This is a genomic window from Larkinella soli (genome assembly GCF_003703975.1).
Classification (GTDB): Bacteria; Bacteroidota; Bacteroidia; order Cytophagales; family Spirosomataceae; genus Larkinella; species Larkinella soli.
Genome location: NZ_QTJY01000024.1, coordinates 52,351 through 74,061, shown reverse-complemented (window position 1 = coordinate 74,061; position 21,711 = coordinate 52,351). Strand labels below are relative to the sequence as shown.

Here is a 21,711-nt window from a genome sequence, read left to right as displayed (position 1 = left end):
CGGACTGAAAACGAAATACCCCCGCCGGACGAGTCCGACGAGGGTATTCGGGATGAACTCTGAATTAGTTGAAGATGTACCGAATCCCGATCTGGGCCTGCCAGACGGCGGGCAGGCTTCGGTTCGGGGTAAAAGAATCTCTCAGCAAAACCGTCTTGCCATCCACCACCTGGGTAGCGAGCCGGTAAGAAGGCACCCCGGCCGGGCTCACGCTCACCAGCGTCAGCGGGTTAGACGTCGAGCTGTTGGAAGAAGCCGTCAGGGCGTTGCCCAGTCCCCAGGTGTCTTTCAGCAGGTTGGTGAAGTTCAGTACATCGGCGCGAAGCTGGATCGTGTTCCGCTTGCCTTTGGCACCGACCGCCACGTAAAATTCCTGCGTCACCGACAGATCCAGACGGGTCAGCCAGGGGTAGGCACCACCGTTCCGCTCGGCATACTGACCGCGACGGGTCTTCAGGTACTCATTGCCGTTGATGTAGGCATCGAAGGCGGCCGCCTGCTGCTCCGGCGTGTAGACCACGGCATTGGCGCCGGAACCGACCGTCAGCGGAGCAAACGTCAGTTCAGACGCATTGCGCGGAACGTAGATCAGGTCGTTGGTCGTCTGGCCGTCGAAGTTGACGTCCTGGTTGAAAATGTAGGAAATCTTGGAACCGCTGCTCGAAAGCAGGCCGAGCGTGAAGGCCGTCGCTCCACCGAATTTCCCGCCGTAATTGAGCCGGTAGCTCACGAAACCGACGATGCGGTGCCGCAGGTCCTGATCGGAATAGGCCGTTTGCAGGTAGTTCTGACCCAGAACGGTCGGGACGTTGGCCTGAACGGTACTGCCGACGAAGGCCAGGTCACGGGCTTCCCCGTAGGTATAGGCCAGCGAGCCGCCGAAGCCCCGAACGGTCGGTTTTTCCACTTTCGCCGTGATGATGTACGAACTTCCCTTCGTCGTATTCCGCAGCACGAAGGCGTTGGCGATCTGCGGGTTGTAATACCGGGCGACGTTGACCGTGTTGGCCGCGCCGGAGCCGGTGCTGGCAACGCCGAATGCGGGGAACAGCGGCCGGTTATCAGGACCGGTAAGCCGGCGGTTTTCCTGCGGACCTCTCAGGTTGGCATCGATGTAACGCAGCGCCTGGATGTTCTTGTTATAGACGAATTCCAGCGTCCCGATCAGACCGAACGGAAGCCGCTGATCGACGGCAATGTTGGTTTTCCAGATCTGCGGGTATTTCAGGTTCTGGTCCGAAGCGTTGATGACGTACGGGGCCAGTTTGCTCAGGTCGACCGTCGACGGGTCCGGCGGACGAACGGCCGCGGGCAGTTTGCTGGGGTCGGTCACGAACGGGTAGGCCGTCGTATTGGTCACGTTGATCACGGCGGTGTTTACCCCGTTGTTACCCAACTGGTTTGAAACCAGTACCTCCGGGATCCGGGATACGAAAATACCGGAACCCCCGCGCACCTGGGTAGTCTTGTCGCCTTTCACGTCCCAGTTGAAACCCAGACGCGGAGAAAGCAGCAGCCGCGGTTTCGGGAAGGTCCCGGTCGTGACCTTGTAATCCCGGCCGTTTTCATCCTTGAAGGTCAGCCCGGCCACGATCGGGTTGTTGAAGTCCTCCGCCGTGTTGTTGTTGTAATTGAACAGGTCACCGCGCAGACCAAGCGTCACCTTGAAGTTCGGGTTGGCCTGGAATTCGTCCTGCACGTAGGCGCTGTACAAGCTGCGTTTAAGAGTCTGGAGAGGCTCGCCACCGCCCGGAATCAGCGAATACCGCAGGTTATACCGGTTCACCGTCACGGGAGAGGTCGTGGCGGTCGGGTTGTTGAGCGAGGCCAGAGCCGCCTGTTTGAAGTCCGCAATCGAGTTGTAGACGTACACCCCGTTCGACGACGGGAAGAACACGTTATTCGACGTATAGAATTCGTAGACCAGACCGGCCGTGAACGTATGCCGGCCCGCGAAGTAGTTGAAATTGTTCGTGAAGTTGGTCGTCGAATAATTCAGCTTGTTGTTGGGCGTAAACGGGTCGAAACCGATGGACGTATACGTACTCCCCCCGCTCAGAATGTCGATCGTCGGGAAAAGATCGGCCTTATAAGTACGGTCTTCGAGCTGTTTGTTGTAGGTCACGATCAGGTTGTTGGCGAACCTCCCGCCGAAGTTGGAGGTAAGTTCGGCCGCCAGCGACCGGGTGTTGTCGGCAATGATGTAGCCGGAGTTCTCGGGCGAAAGTGCCAGCTGGCTGTTGCTCCGGTTCCCGTTGCCGGCCGTATTGCTGCTGTTACTGTTGCTGATGATCTGGTCCGAATCGGAGTTGTGGTGCGAATACCGGACAGACAGTTTGTGCTGGTCGCTGATGTTGTAATCCAGACGGATGAGGCCCTTGATACTGTTCACTTCATTGTTGAACCCGTCCAGGGCGCCGAGGCTCCGGTTGAAATTCGTCCGCATGAACTGATCGAGGTCCTGCATATCGGCCAGCGTCACGCGTGACACGTTCGATCCTCCGGTCTGGCCCCGGTCGAGGCTCCAGATCAGGGCCGGCGTACTGCTTTTGAACAGCTCGCCGTTCACGAAAAAGAACAGCTTGTTTTTAATGATCGGACCGCCGAGCCGGAAACCGTAGGTCTTTTCGTTGATGTTGGGCTTGGGCGTAATCGCCACCCCATCGGCGGTTTTGCCGACCAGACTGTTGTTCCGGAACAGGTGGTAGACCGAACCCGAAAATTCGTTGGTACCGGAACGCGTAACGGCGTTGATGCCTGCTCCCGTAAACCCGGACTGGCGGATATCGAAGGGCGCCACGTTGACCTGAAGCTGATCGATGGCGTCCAGCGAAACGGCCGTCGTACCGGTCCGGCCGCCGGCCAGCGCCGAGCTGCCCAGACCGAAACCATTGTTGAATACCGAACCGTCGATGGTAAAGTTGTTGAAGCGCGGGTCCTGTCCGGCAAACGATTGCCCGTTGCCGTACGGGTTGTATTTTGAAACGTCCGTCAGCGTCCGTCCGATGGTCGGAATGTTGTTGATGGTTTCGCGACCGAAAGAAGCGGCCGCCCCGGTACGATCCGAACTGAAAATATCACTCCGGCTCCCGGAAACTACCACTTCGGAAAGCTGCGTACTCTCGTCGGCCAGGGTAAAATCCGCGTTGACGGCCGTTCCGAGGTTGGCCGTAAAGCCGTCTTTTACCTGCTCCCTGAACCCGACGAAGGTAACGGTGATCTGGTAAGGCCCCCCGACGCGAACGGCGGGAAGGGTATACCGGCCTTCGGTATTCGTGATGGTACCGTAACGTGTTCCGGAAGGGGTATGCACGGCAACCACAGTAGCTCCCGGCAGCCCTTCTCCTTTCTGGTCACGGATCAGACCGGTAATCGACGAGGTGGTCACCTGCGCCTGCGCGCTGCCACCGCTCCAGAGGGCGATGGCAAACCCGCATAATAAAGTGATTACCTGTACATACAGTAATCTTTTTCTCATAAAAATGATTGGTTTGGTTGAAATTGGTTGTAAAGACATGTGTTCATTGAGAAGTTTACTACAAAGAAACGACAAAATTTTTTGCGTCTCAAGACCGCATTCTTAGTAAAGTACCATAATAACAAAATTGGGGGCAAGGTTTCCCGAAAAACTCCTGAAAAGTGTTTTTATCGTTCAATTTGCCGGTATTAATTTTTTGTTAACTCCCTATCCGTCTGCGGCACGGTTTTGCACATTTACAATTTAATATTCTATTTTTCAATCAGTTACGGCCCTGCCGGTTTATAAGAAACCTGGAAAGGCTTAGGTTATTACGATCCTTTCTTTTTATCTTTCCGTTACGGCTCCTCCTGGGCCGAACGGTAATCCCGACTCTGTAAGCTATGATTCAACAAACGGAAATATACAAACTGACCCAATACAGCCACGGTGCCGGCTGCGGCTGTAAAATTGCGCCGAAGGTGCTGGACCGGATTCTTCATTCCAACTCCGGCGCCCTTAGTTCCGCCGGTTTTCCCAGTCTGCTGGTCGGGAACGACAGCCGCGACGACGCGGCCGTTCTGGAGACCGGCCACGGGGAAGCCATCATCAGCACCACGGACTTTTTCATGCCCATCGTCGACGACGCCTATGATTTCGGGCGGATTGCCTCGGCCAACGCCATCAGCGACGTGTACGCCATGGGCGGTGAACCCCTTCTGGCCATCGCCATCCTGGGCTGGCCTCTCGACAAACTGCCCCCCGAAGTGGCCGGACAGGTGCTGGAAGGCAGCCGGGCGGTCTGCGCCGAAGCCGGCATTCCGCTGGCCGGCGGCCACAGCATCGACAGCCCCGAACCGATCTTCGGGCTGGCCGTCACGGGCAAGGTGCGGCTGAACCACCTGAAACAGAACAATACCGCCGTCGAAGGCTGCTGCCTCTACCTGACCAAGCCGCTGGGCGTCGGCATCCTGACCACGGCGCAGAAGAAAGGGCTGCTGAAACCCGAACACGCCGACCTCGCCCCGGATCAGATGGTCCAGCTGAATAAATTCGGCTCCTTTCTGGGAAAACTTCCCTACGTGCGGGCGCTGACCGACGTGACCGGCTTCGGTCTGCTCGGCCACCTCATCGAAATGGCGGAAGGCAGCGGTCTGAGCGCCGAAATCGACTTCGACAAGGTGCCGAAGCTGGCGGTGCTGGATGAATACCTGGCCCAGAAAAGCATCCCCGGCGGCACGCACCGCAACTGGGACAGCTACGGCGACAAGGTTGCCGATCTGCCCGACGAACGGCGGTTTATTCTGGCCGACCCTCAGACCAGCGGTGGGCTGCTGATTGCCATCGATCCCGGAAGCGCCCGTGAATTTGAACAGGTAGCTCTTGAAAACAACCTGAGCCTGAAGTCATTCGGCCATCTGGTGGAGAAGCGGGAGAAAGTTATTTATGTGATCTGATCCGTATTTCGGCGCAAAGACGCTAAGTTTAGGCTGCCTACCGGCGTCTTTGCGCCCTGACTACCGTATGAAGCTTTTTTACCGACAGGTCGGAGAAACCGGCATGCCCCTGATCATTCTGCACGGCGTTTTCGGTTCTTCCGACAATTGGCTGACCATTTCAAAAACCATCGCGGAGGGCGGCTTCCGGCTGTTTCTGCTGGACCAGCGTAACCACGGCCGCTCTCCCCACAGCGACGAGCACGACTACGAGGTGCTGGCCGCCGACCTGCACGAATTCATCACGGACCACCAGCTCGAAAAGCCGATCCTGCTCGGTCACTCGATGGGAGGCAAGGCGGTGATGCAGTTCGCGATGGACTATCCCGGGCAGTTCAGCAAACTGGTCGTGGTCGACATCGGCCCCCAGTTTTACCCGGTGCATCACACGGACATCCTTCGCGGCTTCAAGGCCATCGACCTGGCCTCCCTGACCAGCCGCAACGACGCCGACCGGATCATGAGCCAGTACGAACCCGACCCCGCCGTTCGGCAGTTTCTGCTCAAGAATCTGTACCGCGACGAAAACGGTTCCTTCAACTGGCGGCTCAATCTGCGGGCCATCGAACGGGAAATTCACGGCATCGGGGAAGAACTCCGACACATCCGGACCATCTCCGAACCGACCTTAGTGATCCGGGGTGCCGATTCGGGGTATATCCGCGAACAGGATATCGACCTGATCCGGCGCATCTTCCTGGACTGCACGCTGGAAACCGTCGAGGGGGCCGGTCACTGGGTGCAGGCCGAAAAACCGAAAGAATTCGTCGAAGTCCTTTTTCGCTTTCTGGGGGTTCCGGCCGGGGCCGGAGATTCTCGATAAAGCCGGTCCCGACAAAAGCCAGGACCGGCCACCGGATTTATTCTACCTTTTCGACGAACTGCTCGCGGGCGATGCGGGCCGCCCGGACCATGTTCCGCAGCGCTTCCTCAGTCTCGGGCCACCGCCGGGTTTTCAGGCCGCAGTCCGGATTGACCCAGAGGTTGCGGACCGGCAGCACCGAAGCCGCCCGGTGCAGCAGCGCGGTGATTTCCTCAGTAGACGGGATCCGTTGACTATGAATATCATAGACGCCCGGCCCAATCTCGTTTGGATACCTGAATTCGGCGAAAACATCCAGCAGTTCCATCTGGGAGCGGGAGGTTTCGATGGTGATCACGTCCGCATCCATGTCGGCAATCGGCCGGATGATGTCGTTGAATTCGGAGTAACACATATGGGTGTGAATCTGAGTTTCGTCGCGCACGCCGGAGGCCGCCACCCGGAACGCGCCCACCGCCCAGTTCAGGTAGGTTTCCCAATTTTCCCGGCGTAGCGGCAGCCCCTCCCGCAGGGCCGGCTCATCGATCTGAATGATACGGATTCCGGCTTTTTCGAGGTCGAGAACCTCGTCGCGGATGGCGAGCGCGATCTGGAGACAGGTATCCCGCCGGGGCTGGTCATCCCGCACGAACGACCACTGCAAAATGGTCACCGGGCCGGTCAGCATCCCTTTCACCGGCTTTTCGGTCAGCGACTGGGCAAATTCGGCCCAGCGAACGGTCATGGGTTCCGGCCGGGCCACATCGCCGAAGATCAGGGGCGGTTTCACGCAGCGCGACCCGTAGCTCTGCACCCAGCCGTATTCGCTGAAGGCAAAGCCGTCGAGCAGTTCTCCGAAGTATTCCACCATATCGTTCCGCTCGAATTCGCCGTGAACCAGCACGTCGAGGCCGATTTCCTCCTGCCGACGGATGGCGCTTTCGGTTTCTTTGCGGATAAAGGCTTCGTATTCAGTCACCGTCTTCTCCCCTTTCCGGTATCTGGCGCGGTTGAGCCGCACCTCCCCGGTCTGCGGGAAGGAACCGATGGTCGTGGTCGGCCATACCGGCAGGTTCAGCACCTGCTGCTGGAGAATCTGCCGTTGGGCGAAGGGCGCACTCCGTCGGCCGTCCGTTTCCCGAAGGGCCTTTACGCGGGCCTGCACTTCCGGCCGGTGAATGGCGGCCGACTGTCGGCGGGCCTCCAGCGCAGCCTGATTTTGCAGCAGCCAGACCCGAGCCGTTTCGTTTCCGGGGTCTTCGGCCAGACGCGCCAGCCGTACCACTTCCGTCAGTTTTTGCCGGGCAAAGGCCATCCACTGCTTCAGTTCGGGGGTCAGGCTGCCGGTGCCGGTTTCCAGCTCCAGATCACAGGGGACGTGCAGCAGGGAACACGACGGAGCGACCATGACGCGGTCTTCACCCAGCGCATCGACGGCTTTCCGGAGGAAAGACAGGGAACGGTCCAGATCGTTGAGCCAGACGTTGCGTCCGTCGACCAGCCCAAGGGAAAGCCGCACCGTGCCGGAAACCAGCCCGGTGCGGAGCAGGTCGTCGAGCTGGCTGGGACAGCGAACGAGGTCGAGATGAAGAGCGTCGACGGGCAGTCCGACGGCCGTTGGCAGATTCTCCCCGAAACACTCGAAGTAGGAAGCCACCATCAGTTTGAGGGCCGGGAACCGGTTGCGCAGCCGGCGGTAGGCGGCCGCGAAGGCTTCCCGCTGCCGGTCGTCGAGGTCTATGACCAGACCGGGCTCGTCCAGCTGGATCCATTCCGCCCCTTCCGCTTCCAGACCGGCCAGAATTTCTTCATACACCGGCAGCAGCCGGTCCAGCAGGTCCAGGCGGTGGAAGCCCGGTTCCTTTTCCTTGCCGAGCAGCAGGTAAGTGACCGGTCCGATCAGCACCGGTTTGGGGACGGAACCCAGCACGTTGCGCGCTTCCCGGAATTCGTCCAGAATTTTTTCGGAAAACCGCCGGAATGTCTGTTCCCGGCTAAATTCCGGCACGATGTAGTGGTAGTTGGTGTCGAACCACTTGGTCATCTCCATCGCGATGAGGTCCAGACCGTCTTTCTGGTAGCCCCGCGCCATGGCGAAATAGAGGTCCTGCGCAGCAAAACCGGGCTTTTCGAGCAGGGGCTGAAACCGCTCCGGGACGGCGCCGACGGCCAGCGTGAGGTCCAGTACCTGGTCGTAGAACGAGAAATCGTTGCACGGGACGAGGTCGATGCCGGCCTGCTGCTGAAGCAGCCAGTTTTCGCGCCGGATGGTCCGGCCGGTCTCGACCAGCTGTTCGGGGGTAATTTTTCCTGCCCAGTACTGTTCGCAGGCTTTTTTGAGTTCGCGGTGGCTACCGATTCGTGGATAGCCGAGGTTGTGTGCGATCATTTTTTGTGTTGTTAATAAATGATGTACAGGGCTCTTTGCGGAACTCCAATACGCACACACCATGAACAGCACAACGAAAATGACACGCCCTGCCGGACCTGCGGGAAGAGCCGGGAGAAGAAAGGGAAGAGTCAATCGTGATGCGGCCCAATAGCGTGTAGGCGCAGTCAGCGGGGCTAAGGCAAGTCTCCTGGCTTGTGACGGTATCTGCCGTCCTTCTCATCCCGTTACCGGAACAATGGACATCGAGGGCAAACCCTTTTCTATGGTCACTGACAGTAGCAACGTCTGCTCGTGATTTTCACACGATTCCTTTTTCATTTCCCGACACTCTCGGGAAAACCGTAGCCTGTTTGACGGAAACAAAGAACGTCGACGCAAAGTAAGGCGTTTGCCGGGCAAAAAACTATAGTATGTTTGCATTTCCGAAAGCGACACCATGCCGACTCTCTACCTCATTCCGACGGTTCTGGCCGACCAGACCACCGACACGGTGCTGTCTCCGCAGGTGCGGGAAGTCATCAGCCGGACCGACGTCTACTTCGTCGAGAACGTCCGGACGACCCGCCGGTTCATCAGCAGCCTGAAAACCGGGCGGGTCATCGACGAACTGACCTTTTTCGATCTGCACAAGGACACCCCTGAAGCCGATACCCGCCGGCAGCTCCTGGACCTTTCCCGCGAAAACCGGGATGCGGGCGTGCTGTCGGAAGCGGGCTGCCCGGGCGTGGCCGACCCCGGCGCGGAGGCAGTGCGGCTGGCGCATCAGGCGGGCTGGCGGGTGGCCCCGCTGGTCGGGCCGTCGTCGATCCTGCTGGCCCTGATGGCCTCCGGCATGAGCGGCCAGTCGTTCGCCTTCCACGGTTATCTGCCCATCGACCGCCACGAGCGGGCCAAAGCCATCCGGCAGCGGGAGCAGGACGCCCGGCGAAACCGGCAAACCCAGATTTTCATGGAGACGCCCTACCGCAACAACCAGCTGCTGGCCGACGTACTCCAGTCCTGCCAGCCCGACACCCGGCTCTGCCTTGCCGCCGACCTGACGGCCCCCACGGAATTCATCCGGACGATGACGGTCCGGGAATGGAAAAACCACCCGCCCGACCTGCATAAGAAACCAACGGTATTTTTGCTATTTTAGGCCGCTCCACCCCAACCCTTTGCTACTTTTGCGTCATGGTTCAGGTTCAAACGTTCGTTTTCTCTCCCCTCGCCGAAAACACCTATGTGCTGTATGACGACACCCGCGAAGCGGTCATCATCGACCCGGGCTGTTACACCCGGCAGGAGCAGGAAGATCTCAGCGGCTTTATCAAACGGCACGGGCTGACCCCCGTCAAACTGCTCAACACCCACGCCCACATCGACCACGTGCTGGGCAATGCCTGGGTGAAGCGGCAGTTTGGAATCGACATTTATCTCCATGAGAACGAGCTTCAGGTGCTGAAATGGTCGCAGGTGATGGCGCCGGCCTTCGGGGTGCCGGCCTATGAGGAAGCCGGGGTCGATCATTTCCTGATTCCGGGACAGACCGTTGCCTTCGGAAAGGCCAGTCTGGAAATCCGCTTCGTGCCGGGCCACGCTCCGGGCCATGTGGCCTTCGTCAACCACGCCGACCGCTTCGTGATCGGGGGTGACGTGCTGTTCAAAGGCAGCATCGGCCGCACCGACTTTCCGCTCTGCGACTTTGAAACCCTGGCGAACAGCATCCGGACCCAGTTTTATACGCTTCCGGACGACTTCACGGTATACCCCGGCCACTTCGACTCGACCACCATCGGGCGGGAAAAGAAAAGTAACCCGTTCGTCAAAGGATAATCCCGGATTTTCTATGAACGGCCTGCTCCGCCACCTGCCCAACGCCATGACCTGCGGCAACCTGCTCTGCGGCTGTCTGGGTATCCTGTTTCTGTTCCAGACGCCCGGCCGGGTCACCGCGCCGATTCCCTTCGGCAACCTGCACATTCCGGTCTGGCCCTCCTACTTCATCCTGATCGCGGCCGTCCTGGATTTCCTCGACGGCTTCGTGGCCCGGCTGCTGAAGGTGCAGTCGCCGATCGGAAAGGAACTGGATTCGCTCGCCGACGGCGTGACGTTCGGGGTTCTGCCGGCCTTTATCCTGTATCACCTGATCGGACAGTCAATCATTTACCGGTACGTTTCCACCAATAACCAGCACGACCTCTTCTCGGCGACCTACCAGCCCACCTACGAGTATGTGGCGCTGATCATCGCGGTATTTTCGATCCTCCGGCTGGCGAAATTCAACATCGACACCCGCCAGAGCGACTCGTTCATCGGCGTCCCGACCCCGGCCAACGCGCTGGTGGTGGCGGCCCTGCCGCTGATTCTGGTGACGCAGCCGCAGTATGCCAGGCTAATTCTTCACCCCTACGTTCTGATGGCCTATTGCGTCATCATGTCGGGCCTGATGGTTTCCGAACTGCCTCTGTTCGCCCTGAAGTTCAAATCCTTCGGCTGGGCCGAGAACCGGATTAAATATCTTTTTCTGGCGGCATCCGCCATTCTGTTGCTATTTTTGCAGTTCGCAGCCGTACCGCTGGTGATCTTTCTTTATATCATTCTTTCCGTTTTTACTAAATGAAAGGCAGCCCGCCGGCTGGGCGGGTGTCCACGAACGCTATCATGAAATACATCGCAGAAATCGACGTCATGCCCCAGAAAGAAATTCTCGACCCGCAGGGCAAAGCCGTAAAATTAGGACTGCACAACCTCCACATCGACTCGGTCGGGGATGTGCGCATCGGCAAACACATCCGCCTGGAAGTGGAAGCGGAAACGGAAGACAAAGCGAAGGAGATCGTCGATACGGCCTGCCGCCGGCTGCTCGCCAACCTGATCATGGAGGAGTTTACGTTTACACTTCAGGCGCAGCAATCCTGACCCTCATTTCCTCCGCCCATGACGTATTCGAAAATTACCGGGCTTGGGTTTTACGTTCCGGAGAACGTCGTCACGAACCAGGATCTGACGCAGTTCATGGATACTTCCGACGAATGGATCCGGGAGCGGACCGGGATTCGGGAAAGGCGGTATTTTACCTACGGCAAGGACACCAACGCCGGCATGGCCGCTGCGGCCTCCCGGATGGCCCTCGAACGGGCCGGTCTGCAGGCGCGGGACGTCGAACTGATCGTTTACGCGACCATCACCCCGGACTACTTCTTCCCCGGCTCCGGCTTTCTGATGCAGCGTGAACTCGGTCTCGAAGGCATCGGGGTGATCGACATCCGCGACCAGTGCTCCGGGTTCGTCTATGCCCTCTCCATCGCCGACCAGTTCATCAAAACCGGAATGTACAAAACCATTCTGGTGGTCGGGTCGGAGATTCAGTCGAGCTGGATCAACAAAAGCAACGAGGGGCGGGGTGTAGCGGTCATTTTCGGCGACGGAGCCGGCGCAGCCGTCCTTCAGGCCACCGAAGACCCGGAGCACCGTATCCTCTCGACCCACCTCCACGCCGACGGCCGCTATGCAGAGGACCTCTACGTGCGGGACCCCGGCAGCAGCCGGCCCGGACGTTCGGCCACGAAGGAAATGGTGGACGAGGGCGGCTTCGACGTGATTATGAACGGCAATGCGGTATTCAAACACGCGGTGGTGCGGTTTTCCGAGGTGATCGGCGAAGCGCTGGAGGCCAATGGTCTGCGGCCGGAAGACATCGCCCTGCTGGTCCCGCACCAGGCCAATATCCGCATTTCGGAGTATGTGCGGCAGCAGCTGAACCTGCCCGAAGACCGGGTAGCCAATAATATCCAGAAGTACGGCAACACGACGGCGGCCTCTATCCCGATCGCCCTCACCGAAGCCTGGGAGCAGGGCCGGGTCAAACCCGGCGACCTGGTCTGTATGGCGGCTTTCGGCAGCGGGTTTACCTGGGCCTCCGCGCTCATCCGCTGGTAGTCGGAAACAGGAAAAGCCGCCGGCAGGTGCCCCGGCGGCTTTTTCTGTTTCCCTTCAGTACTGGCCGATGGCGAGCATGACCAGCGTGCAGGCTTCGATCGGTTCGATCCCCTGCTGCCGGAGTTCCCGTTCAAAGGCAGGGTTCTCCGTTCCCGGGTTGAAAATGACGCGCCGGGGTTTCAGTTTCTTGATGTACTCGTAGTGAACCACCTGGTTTCTGGGCGAGAGGTAGAGCGTAATCGTATCGATATCTTTGAGTTCGGGCTGACCGGTTTGGATGGGATTCCCGCGAATGGCGCCCTGCCGCAGTCCCAGTAATTCGATCTCGTGTCCTTGTTGCAGCAGCCGGTTGGCGGCCTTATTCGAATAGCGGTCCGGGTTTTCCGATGCTCCGATGACCAGTGTTTTCCTTTTCATACGCAGATTTCCAGTGCCGGACCCGAATCGGGGGATCGATTCGGATCATTTCCTGCACTTTCCACGAGATTTAACAAAGTCCGGATCATTTGGTTTGGTAACATAGCCCAACGGTTTCCGGTTCAGCCAACCGTTTACCGTCTTTTAAAAAAAAGTAACTATTCTGTTTAAACAGAAATGAACAAAAACGCTTAATTTTAAAAATCTTCTGGCAGGTAAAATGAAAGCAAAAATCCCCTACCCCGCTTTTCTGCTGATAATCAGAGAAAAATAGTTGGACTGCGAACATTTTTGTTTAAATCTTGTTATACTAAAGTTAAACAAAATATGCTGTCAAATGTGTGTATCTCCAATCGCACCCTGAGCCATGACTGAAAAACGAAACAGTAACTTTTGGAACGAAAAATGGGTAACGATCAGGTTCGACGGCGTTGAAAACCCACCTCGTTATGACGTATCCAACTACGGGCGGCTGAAAAGCTTCCAGACCGACCCGAAAGAGGGGACCCTGATCAAAGGCTCTGTGATTCAGGGCTATCGCTCTCTCAACATTCGCACTTCCGGCAAGACGATCAACCGCTACCTCCACAAACTCGTAGCCGAACTGTTCGTACACCGGGAAACCACCGAACAGACCTTCGTCATTCATCTTGATCACGACAAGAAGAACAATCATTTTCAGAACCTGAAATGGGTCACGAAAGAGGAAATGATTGACCACAACCGGGAGAACCCGAACCTCAAAAACCGGGAGATTCCGCGCCGGACCCGAAATTACAAGCTCACGGAGTCGAAGGTGAAGATGATCAAGAAGCTTTTGAAAAACGACAAGAACCGTCTGAAGATGATTGCCAAACAGTTCGGCATCACGCACACGCAGCTCAACCGCATCCGTTCGGGGGAAAACTGGAAACACGTCACCATTGAGGAGGATGGCGATTGATTTCCTGTTCCGAAAAAAGAAAAAGGGCCGGTCGGCCCTTTTTCTTTTTTCGGAAGGTTCAGACGTTCTGCCTCAGCCCTTTCACCTTCAGGCCGCTTCCCATCCCGATGGTCTGCACGTGGGGCAGCGAGATGAAGAAGGTGGTGCCTTCTCCGGTTTCGGTTTCGAACCAGATGCTGCCGCCGGCGTGTTCGATCCCCCGCTTGGCGATGGCCAGACCCAGCCCCGACCCGCCCTGCTTCGTACTGAAATTCGGCAGGAACACTTTGTTCCGGATAGCCTCCGGAATCCCGATGCCGTTGTCGCTGATCTCGATATTGATGTATTCCTCGTTCGGGATCAGCCGAAGCCGGATGACCGGCTTGCGGTCGGGCGGCACGGACTGCACGCTATTGATAATCAGGTTGGTCAGAATCCGGCCGATCAGCTGGCGGTCGCCCATGACCATGACCGGGTATGGCGAAATATCCCGGATGAGCGTAATCTTTCCGTCGTCGGCGTACAGGTCGGCGGCTTTGTTGATGACCGATGAAATCTCGAACAGTTCGTTTTTCGGAAGCGGCATCTTGGCGAAATCCGAGAACGAGGTGGCGATATCGCTCAGGTCGTCGATCTGGTCGAGCAGATTTTCGAGCGTCCGCATGATCAGCTTCCGGGCATTCGGGTTGTCCGATTGCAGGGTCCGCTGCAGGTGCTGAAGGGTCAGTTTCATCGGCGTAAGCGGGTTCTTGATTTCGTGGGCCACCTGCTTGGCCATCTCCCGCCAGGCCGACTGTTTCTCGCTCTGCGAAAGGGCCTGTTTCTTCTCTTCCAGCTTGACCAGCATTTTGTTGTATTCACCGATCAGCACCCCGATCTCATCGTCGGATTTCCACTCCAGGGGTTCGTTGAACCGGTCGAGGTTGGTTTTCCGGATCTTCTGAGTGACGATCTTCAGCGGCTTGGTCAGGCTGGTGGCGGCCCAGTAGGACACGAACAGGAATACCAGAAACAGCCCGGTAAATACGCACAGGGCCGTCGAGACGACGTCGATCATCTGTCGTTCCAGTTCGGGCTCCGCATTGAAGTGGGAAATGCTCATGATGCCCAGGAGCCGGCCGTTGAAGGACTTCATGCTTGCATAAGCCGTGCTGTACTGGCGCGTACCCAGCGATTCGGCCAGCAGAATCTGGCTCTCCTTGTCCTCGATCAGGTGGATGTAGGCGTTGGGGTTCAGACGTTTCGACAACTGGCCGCTCTCATACAGCAGCGGATGGGTGGAGCAGACCAGCCGCCCCTGATTGTCGAAAAGATTGATGTCGATTTGATCGTTCCGGACGATTTTCCGCAATTCCTCTTCCAGAAACTCCTTGCTCGTATTTCCCCGGAGATACCCTTCCCAGTAGGAGATGAAATTCGAACTGGTGTTCTTGACGTCGTTCAGATAGGCCGTCTCCTGATTGCTTTCATAATTGGAACTGATCACCCCGAACGTGATGGCCACCACCAGCACCAGCGGCAGGAAGAAGGCCGCGTTCAGAAACAGTTGGGTTTTGGTGGAATAATTGATCCGGAACCGGGAAAGCCCGTACCGGAGAGCGTAAACGAGGACCAGAACCAGCACGTAAAGCACCAAGACCATGTAGAGGAAGGAGAAGTTGGCGAAAAGACTCCGGATGGAATAATCCTTCGAAGACATGACGACCACCCGACCGTTTTCCGACCGCAGCCCTACGTGTTTGTAGGATTTGAGGGAGAGGCCCTCTTCATACAGGGCCGGGTTGTCCAGATTCCCTTTCGGAAACTTCCGCTCGTAATTGTAGATCCCGCTGCTGGACAGGTGTTTGTAGCGGGGGTTATAAATGGCATAGCTGTATTCGTACGTTTCGGGGGCCTGAATGAACTTCTTGTCCGAAAGCAGTTCGGGATACAGGTTGCGGGGCCACTCGTTGTGGAGTTTCAGGTCAAGCACGATGTGACCCACGAGTCGCCCGCCCTCCCGGATTTCCAGAAACTGGATATACTGCTTCAGGAAATTATTGCCCGCTTCGTTGATGAAGTAAATGCCCGGATACTGGGTTTTGTACCGCTCCTGCCGGAAACGATCCAGATAATAGCCGTAGTTTTGCTCGGATTGGGCGCTGTCCAGGGGCCGGTTCGAGGCATCGAAAGCCAGCGCGTCGATGGTATACCGTTCAAAATAGCTGTCGAGGTGAACATTCATGATCCGCTGCCGGATGCGGTCGTTCACCAGCAGGGTGTCGCTCACCAGGGTGCGGTGGATGGCCGAGTCCTGGGCGATGGAGACATGGGATTTATTGAGCAGGAACTCCCCGTAGGCATCGTTTTCGACCAGCAACTGCTTGCCGAACTCCCGCTTGTTGACCAGATCTTTCTTCAGCTCCTGCGTATAGATGACGTACGTACCCATGATGGCGCACACCAGAGCGGCCGTAAAGAGATACGTCGTGGTTTTGTAGCGGAAGGAATAGAGCATCCGGGGAAAGCGGCTCACGTACAGCACGAGGAAATACAGCCCGTTGATCGCCAGAATCCATGGCATCGGGGTCTGGCTCAGAAAGAACGCCATAGCCGCCAGACCGGAACCGAGAGCGAACCAGACCAGGCCCTTCCGCAGCGTTACGTTCAGCCGGATGAACAGGCTGCTCAGGACGTGCAGAAGCAGAAAGTAGATCGTCGAGATCGCAATAAAAATCAGAAGGCTCCCGATTTTCAGGTTGAAAAACGAGATACTCAGCGTGATGTCGAGCGTGAACCCCGACTTTTCATACACGCTGTCAAGTTCGGAGAAACAGAAAAAGAAGACCCAGTAACTGAAAAAGACCGCCACGACCGACGCCAGCGTCTTGAGCCCGTCCGACTGACGAAGCAGCCAGTAATACGACCGGGTCCGGTAGTACGTATTGGCCAGATACAGCGCCAGAAGAGCCAGAAAGACGCAGTTCAGCAGATGGTCGCCCATCGAGGGGGCCACCACCGAGGAACCGAAGAATTTCGGATTGAACAGGTCGGAATCGAGGAACAGGAAGGGAAATCCGAAGTACAGCATGACCACCCGCAGAACGACCAGGTAAAGACCCAGGATAAGCAGGCCCGCCCCGTAATGGCGGCTCCGTCGCAGGTTCAGCGTGCGCCGGATCAGGTACAGCCCCATGAAAAATACCGAGAGCATTACCAGAATGACCGTGTTGACGGTCGAGTTCTGGTTCTGGTAGACCTCCATCTGCGGAGGGACGACCGAGAAGAGAAAAACCGGCGTACTGTCGTACATACTGCGGTAGATGCTCTCCTTCTCGGTAGTGATTCTTACCGGATCGATGGAAAACAGTTCCGGGTTATAGCCGGAACGCAGGTAGCTGTTTTCATTCGGGTAGCGCCGGCGAACGTTCACCAGCGAAAACACTTCCAATGAGTCGCGTCCCTTCAGAACTACCTGACGGTTAACGATATAATCCCCCTGCTGAAAGGCGATGAATTTTGGATAAATGATGCTCCGCAGCTTCGGATATTCGGGGATGAACCGGTGGTCCGACCAGAAGAGAAGTTTCCGGTTCTGAAAGACAAAATAAGGGTATTTGGTTTCCTGCCGCAGGCCGGCAAAGGAAAGACCCGTCGAATCCTGAAGACGGGAAGCGACGGACTGCATCTCCTCGGCACTCAGACTGACTTCCTGCCGGATGCGTTTCTGCGTAGCGTGAAGATATTGCTCGTCGGCCGCACTGATGGCACCGCGTTCCAGGACCGTGTTGAAGATCAAAGACAGAGCCAGTGCCAGGACGGACAGGATCAGAAAAATGTGCTTATTGAGTATAGCCACCTTTAATCGTTGAATGCCAGACTTCCTTTCGGGTGATTCAGCCCCAAAATCATGCCAAATTTTCCGACGGATATTCTGCGACATACGAATCTATTCAATGGCCCTTTCTGCCTCTTTCCGGATGGTAAACCCGCTTCCGTTTTCTCCTTTTTCGAACCCGACCTCTACGCCAAGAACATACAGTAAGTGCTTCCGGTCGATAATAATCCGAATCTGATCGACTTCATAAATCTGGTCGGACGGCCCCGGCTGGTCGAACCCCAGCAGCCAGGAGGTTCCGCACCCACCGCCCCGAACTCCGACCCGTAGCCCGTAGGTGTCCGGTATTTTGTTGGCCCGCAGCGTCTCCGTGATCTGAACCCGGGCTTCGGACGATAATCGGACGGGGTTCTCAATGGCATCGATGAACATATTGGGCAAAAAAACGGTTTGCACTCTGAAATTTACAAACTTATTTTATGTCCTGATTGGTTTGAAAACCGCAAAACATAAATAAATAGACGATTGAAAGGGTTTTGTGTCCCAACTCCGGAAAATTCCGTATAAACAATGGATGTATTTGCTGAATTGCTCAAACTGGTTGTTCCGGCGGGATTGGTATTGTATGGGATGTATGTGACGGTGAAGCTCATGCTGGAAAGGGAAACCGAAAAACAGCGGACCGAAAACCGGAACCGATATACGGATGAAATGATTCCCCTCCGTTTACAGGCCTACGAGCGCATGGCCCTGTTTCTGGAAAGAATTACTCCGAATAACCTCCTGCTCCGGCTCAGCGGGGAGGCCCCGACGACTTTGGACTTCCAGCAGCTCCTGCTGCGGGAGATCCGGGAGGAGTATAATCATAACGTGACGCAGCAGATTTACATGAGCCAGCAGGTCTGGAACCAGGTCCAGAACGCCATGAACGAGGTGGTGGCTCTGATCAACGAAGCGGCCTCCGAACTGGCCCCCGAAGCGCCGGCCATCGATCTGTCCAAGAAAATCTTCGACAAGGTGATCCAGCAGAACGCCCAGCCGACCATCAACGCCCTGAATGCCGTCAAGGAGGAGGTTTCGTCTACCTTCATGTAACCGGCTCACCGGCCGCCGAACACCCCGGCCGACAACCGGAGCGCTTCGGCCAGCCGGGCCGCATCAACGGCCGGTCGGATGCCTTCGTCTTCCAGCAGGGCGATGATCCGTTCGGTGGGCAGATTGCCCGTCAGCTCGTCTTTCGCCATGGGGCAGCCGCCGAAACCGCGCAAAGCGCCGTCGATGCGCCGGACGCCCGCCCGCAGGGTTGCCCGGACTTTTTCCGCCACGGCGTCGGGCGTCGAGTGCAGGTGCGCGCCGAACTCCACCGACGGAAAGGCCGGAATCAGGTGGCTGAACAGGGCTTCGATCCCCTCGGGAGAAGAAGAACCGACGGTGTCCGAAGGGGCGACGATGCCGACGCCCGCCCGCACCAGCCGTTCGGTAAATTCACCGATCACCTCCGGACTGTACGGATCCCCATACGGGTTCCCGAAGCCCATGGACAGGTATACCACCAGCTGATGCCCGGTCTGAACGCACAGATTCTGAATGGCTTCCACCTCGGCAAAAGCTTCGGTGACGGTTTTGTTGGTGTTGCGCAGCTGGAACGTTTCCGAGACGGACAACGGAAAACCGAGGTACCGGATTTCCGGAAACGAAACGGCCTGCTCCGCACCGCGCCGATTTGCGACAATAGCCAGTAACTTTGTGGCCGTACCCGAAAGGTCCAGCCCTGCCAGCACCTCGGCCGTATCCCGCAGCTGCGGGATAGCTTTCGGGGAAACGAAGCTGCCGAAATCGAGCGTATCGAAGCCGACCTTCAGCAGGGCGTTCAGATAGCTGATTTTCAGATCGGTCGGAATGAAGTCCGGCAGGCCCTGCATGGCGTCGCGCGGGCATTCGATGAGTTTGAAGGGCGTATTCGAAATTGAAGAATCCTGCATAGAACCGTCGGCAAATTGATTGTGTTATCCATGAAGGCGGTTTCCGCAAAAACGGGAAGCCGCAAAACTGAAGACTTTAGCTAAATGCTTTACCCTGATTCTTTTGAACAAAAATTAGGTTTCGATAAGATCCGCGATTTGCTCCGGCAGGCCTGCATCAGCCCGCTCGGGCAGTCGTATGTCGATAAAATACGATTTTCCGACAATTTCCAGCTGATCGATAAACTGCTTCGGCAGGTCGCCGAGTTCAAAACCATCGTTCAGTACGAACCGGATTTTCCGTCGTCGAACTACCTCGACATCCGGCCCCAGCTCGCAAAAGCCCGCATCGAGGGCATTATGCTGACCGAGGAGGAGTTTTTCGACCTGAAACTGACGCTCCGCACCATCCAGCAATGCCTCCGGTTTCTGGACGGCAAAGAAAAGGAAAGTTATCCGTACCTGACCGAACTTGCCGAGGCCGTCACCGTCGATAAAAAGCTGACGGACGCCGTCGAGCGCGTCATCGACGACCGCGGACACGTCCGGGATACGGCCTCCCCCGCCCTGGCCGAGATTCGCCGGAAGATCATTTCCGAGCAGGCCGGCCTGCGGAAAAAGCTGGACGGCATCCTTCGGTATGCCCGTCAGCAGGGCTGGGTTCCCGACGAAATCTCGCTCACCATCCGCAACGGCCGAATGGTGATTCCGGTGGCCGCCGAGCACAAACGCCGGCTGAAAGGCTTCATCCACGACGAGTCGGCCACGGGCCAGACGGTATTCATCGAACCGGCCGAGGTATTCGATACGAACAACGAAATCCGGGAGCTGGAATACGAGGAACGGCGGGAAGTGGCCCGGATTCTGCGCGAACTGACCGACCAGCTCCGGCCTTTCCTGCCGGACCTCCTGCGGGCGACGACCTTCCTGGGACTGATCGACTTCATCCGTGCCAAGGCCCGCTTCGCGCTCCAGATCGACGCGGAAATGCCGAAGCTGATCAACCAGCCGACCATCGACTGGAAACTGGCCCGGCACCCACTGCTCCACCTGTCTTTCCAGAAACAGGGCAAGAAGGTGGTGCCGCTCAACCTGCTGCTCGATCCGAAACAACGCATCCTGATCATCTCCGGGCCTAACGCCGGGGGTAAATCCGTGGCGCTGAAGACCATCGGGCTGCTCCAGTATATGGTGCAGTGCGGCCTGCTGATTCCCGTGGTGGAAGGCTCCTCGGCCGGTATCTTCCAGAATCTGTTTATCGACATCGGCGACGAACAATCCCTGGAAAACGACCTCAGCACGTACAGTTCACACCTGACCAGCATGAAGGCGTTCCTGACCCTTTCCAACCGGAAGACGCTGTTCCTGATCGACGAGTTCGGAACCGGGACGGAACCCGGCCTGGGCGGAGCCATTGCCGAAACCATTTTGGAAGAGCTGAACAAGTCGGGCGCCTTCGGCGTGATCAACACCCACTACACCAACCTGAAGCTGTTTGCCGACAAGACGCCGGGGCTGGTCAACGGAGCCATGCGCTTCGACGGCGAGCATCTGGAGCCGCTCTATGAACTGGAGGTGGGCCGGCCCGGCAGTTCGTTCGCGTTCGAGATCGCATCGAAGATCGGTCTGTCGAAAGCCGTGATCGACCGGGCAAAGGAGAAACTGGGCAGCCAGCAGGTCAATCTTGAAAAACTGCTGAAGGAACTGGATATCGAGAAGCGGGTTTTTGCCGAGCGAAACCTGGAAATGGGCATCAGCCAGCGCAAGCTGGCCCAGCAGCTCGCTGAGACCAACGCCCTGAAAACCAAGCTGGATAATGAGCAGAAGCGGCTTCTGAACGACGCCAAACAGAAAGCCCGGGCTCTGGTGACCGAAGCCAATCAGCGCATCGAGAACACCATCCGGGAGATCAAGGAGAACAAGGCCGAACGCGATATGACCCGGCTCGTCCGGCAGGAACTCGAACAGTTCGAGCAGCGGGAGTTGAAACCGGAGGTCCTGTCCGAAGACCCGGTCAAACCGCAGAGCGAGGAGTTTCTGCCCGAAGAGGGGGCCATTACGGCGGGAAGCTTCGTCCGGATCAAGGGGCAGAATACCATCGGCGAAGTGCTGGCCCTCCGGGGCAAGGATGCCGAAATCCGCATCGGTGACCTGAAATCCAACATCAAGCTGAACCGGCTCGAAAAGGTGAGCCGGAAAGCTTACCGCGAAGCCGTCGGCGAAACAGCCCGGCCGCGAATGACCGGCATCGACCTGAACGAGAAGATGATGAATTTCAGCTTCAACCTCGACCTGCGGGGAAAACGGGGGGAAGAAGCCCTCGTGGAACTGGACAACTTCATCAACAACGGGCTGATGCTGGGCTATCCGGAACTGCGGGTCGTCCACGGCAAGGGCGACGGGATTCTGCGGACCCTCGTCCGGAACCACCTCCGCTCCTTTCCGCAGGTAGCGTCCATGCAGGACGAACACGCCGACCGGGGCGGTGCCGGGGTGACGGTCGTCAAGATGAAGTAAATGAAAACC

The 21,711-nt window shown here is 57.4% G+C and carries 16 protein-coding genes and 1 riboswitch; of the genes, 10 read left to right on the top strand and 6 right to left on the bottom strand.

Going from position 1 to position 21,711, the window contains the following annotated elements; all coding sequences use genetic code 11:
* Positions 1 to 64: 64 nt before the first annotated feature.
* Positions 65 to 3,478, bottom strand: a complete 3,414-nt coding sequence (locus tag DX909_RS27260; RefSeq protein ID WP_128548416.1) for a TonB-dependent receptor — start codon at positions 3,476 to 3,478, stop codon at positions 65 to 67.
* A gap of 383 nt (positions 3,479 to 3,861) precedes the next feature.
* Here DX909_RS27260 and selD point away from each other — a divergent pair, with 383 nt between their 5' ends.
* Complete coding sequence (gene selD / locus DX909_RS27255) at positions 3,862 to 4,914, top strand: selenide, water dikinase SelD (protein ID WP_128548415.1); 1,053 nt, start codon at positions 3,862 to 3,864, stop codon at positions 4,912 to 4,914.
* Positions 4,915 to 4,981: 67 nt separating this feature from the next.
* Positions 4,982 to 5,776 (top strand): alpha/beta fold hydrolase, encoded by a 795-nt coding sequence (locus tag DX909_RS27250; protein ID WP_128548414.1) that lies wholly within the window; start codon positions 4,982 to 4,984, stop codon positions 5,774 to 5,776.
* A gap of 37 nt (positions 5,777 to 5,813) precedes the next feature.
* On the opposite strand, the gene metE is transcribed toward DX909_RS27250, so the two are convergent.
* Positions 5,814 to 8,144 carry a 5-methyltetrahydropteroyltriglutamate--homocysteine S-methyltransferase gene (metE, locus tag DX909_RS27245; RefSeq protein ID WP_128548413.1) on the bottom strand — a complete coding sequence of 777 codons (2,331 nt, stop codon included), beginning with the start codon at positions 8,142 to 8,144 and terminating at the stop codon, positions 5,814 to 5,816.
* A 163-nt stretch (positions 8,145 to 8,307) separates the two neighbouring features.
* A riboswitch (cobalamin riboswitch) is annotated at positions 8,308 to 8,506 on the bottom strand.
* 77 nt (positions 8,507 to 8,583) lie between these two features.
* Here metE and DX909_RS27240 point away from each other — a divergent pair.
* Genes DX909_RS27240 through DX909_RS27220 form a run of 5 tightly spaced genes read left to right on the top strand, consistent with a single transcriptional unit; the run spans position 8,584 to position 12,068 of the window.
* Positions 8,584 to 9,285, top strand: coding sequence for an SAM-dependent methyltransferase (locus DX909_RS27240; protein ID WP_128548412.1), 702 nt, complete (start codon positions 8,584 to 8,586; stop codon positions 9,283 to 9,285).
* Positions 9,286 to 9,320: 35 nt separating this feature from the next.
* Positions 9,321 to 9,962 carry an MBL fold metallo-hydrolase gene (locus DX909_RS27235; protein ID WP_128548411.1) on the top strand — a complete coding sequence of 214 codons (642 nt, stop codon included), beginning with the start codon at positions 9,321 to 9,323 and terminating at the stop codon, positions 9,960 to 9,962.
* A gap of 13 nt (positions 9,963 to 9,975) precedes the next feature.
* Positions 9,976 to 10,749: a CDP-alcohol phosphatidyltransferase family protein gene (locus DX909_RS27230; RefSeq protein ID WP_128548410.1), complete on the top strand. Its 774-nt coding sequence runs from the start codon at positions 9,976 to 9,978 to the stop codon at positions 10,747 to 10,749.
* Between the two features lie 41 nt (positions 10,750 to 10,790).
* Entirely contained in the window at positions 10,791 to 11,048 is a 258-nt protein-coding gene (gene purS, locus DX909_RS27225; protein WP_128548409.1) for a phosphoribosylformylglycinamidine synthase subunit PurS, read from the top strand.
* 18 nt (positions 11,049 to 11,066) lie between these two features.
* Positions 11,067 to 12,068, top strand: coding sequence for a 3-oxoacyl-ACP synthase III family protein (locus DX909_RS27220; RefSeq protein ID WP_128548408.1), 1,002 nt, complete (start codon positions 11,067 to 11,069; stop codon positions 12,066 to 12,068).
* A 54-nt stretch (positions 12,069 to 12,122) separates the two neighbouring features.
* Here the strand turns inward: DX909_RS27220 and DX909_RS27215 are convergent, their stop codons facing one another.
* Positions 12,123 to 12,485, bottom strand: coding sequence for a CoA-binding protein (locus DX909_RS27215; RefSeq protein WP_128548407.1), 363 nt, complete (start codon positions 12,483 to 12,485; stop codon positions 12,123 to 12,125).
* A gap of 367 nt (positions 12,486 to 12,852) precedes the next feature.
* Between DX909_RS27215 and DX909_RS27210 the strand changes: the two genes are divergently transcribed.
* A complete protein-coding gene (locus DX909_RS27210; protein ID WP_128548406.1) occupies positions 12,853 to 13,428 on the top strand; it encodes an HNH endonuclease in 576 nt (191 codons plus the stop codon).
* 58 nt (positions 13,429 to 13,486) lie between these two features.
* Here DX909_RS27210 and DX909_RS27205 read toward each other — a convergent pair whose 3' ends face one another.
* Both DX909_RS27205 and DX909_RS27200 read right to left on the bottom strand, forming a co-directional pair.
* Complete coding sequence (locus DX909_RS27205) at positions 13,487 to 17,245, bottom strand: sensor histidine kinase (protein ID WP_229311221.1); 3,759 nt, start codon at positions 17,243 to 17,245, stop codon at positions 13,487 to 13,489.
* Between the two features lie 90 nt (positions 17,246 to 17,335).
* Entirely contained in the window at positions 17,336 to 17,656 is a 321-nt protein-coding gene (locus DX909_RS27200; protein WP_164851428.1) for an iron-sulfur cluster assembly accessory protein, read from the bottom strand.
* Between the two features lie 138 nt (positions 17,657 to 17,794).
* Here DX909_RS27200 and DX909_RS27195 point away from each other — a divergent pair, with 138 nt between their 5' ends.
* Positions 17,795 to 18,319, top strand: a complete 525-nt coding sequence (locus tag DX909_RS27195) for a DUF7935 family protein (protein ID WP_128548404.1) — start codon at positions 17,795 to 17,797, stop codon at positions 18,317 to 18,319.
* Between the two features lie 5 nt (positions 18,320 to 18,324).
* Here the strand turns inward: DX909_RS27195 and DX909_RS27190 are convergent, their stop codons facing one another.
* Positions 18,325 to 19,206, bottom strand: a complete 882-nt coding sequence (locus DX909_RS27190; RefSeq protein WP_229311220.1) for a hydroxymethylglutaryl-CoA lyase — start codon at positions 19,204 to 19,206, stop codon at positions 18,325 to 18,327.
* An 84-nt stretch (positions 19,207 to 19,290) separates the two neighbouring features.
* Here DX909_RS27190 and DX909_RS27185 point away from each other — a divergent pair, with 84 nt between their 5' ends.
* Positions 19,291 to 21,702 (top strand): endonuclease MutS2, encoded by a 2,412-nt coding sequence (locus DX909_RS27185; RefSeq protein WP_128548403.1) that lies wholly within the window; start codon positions 19,291 to 19,293, stop codon positions 21,700 to 21,702.
* The last annotated feature ends 9 nt before the right edge of the window (positions 21,703 to 21,711 follow it).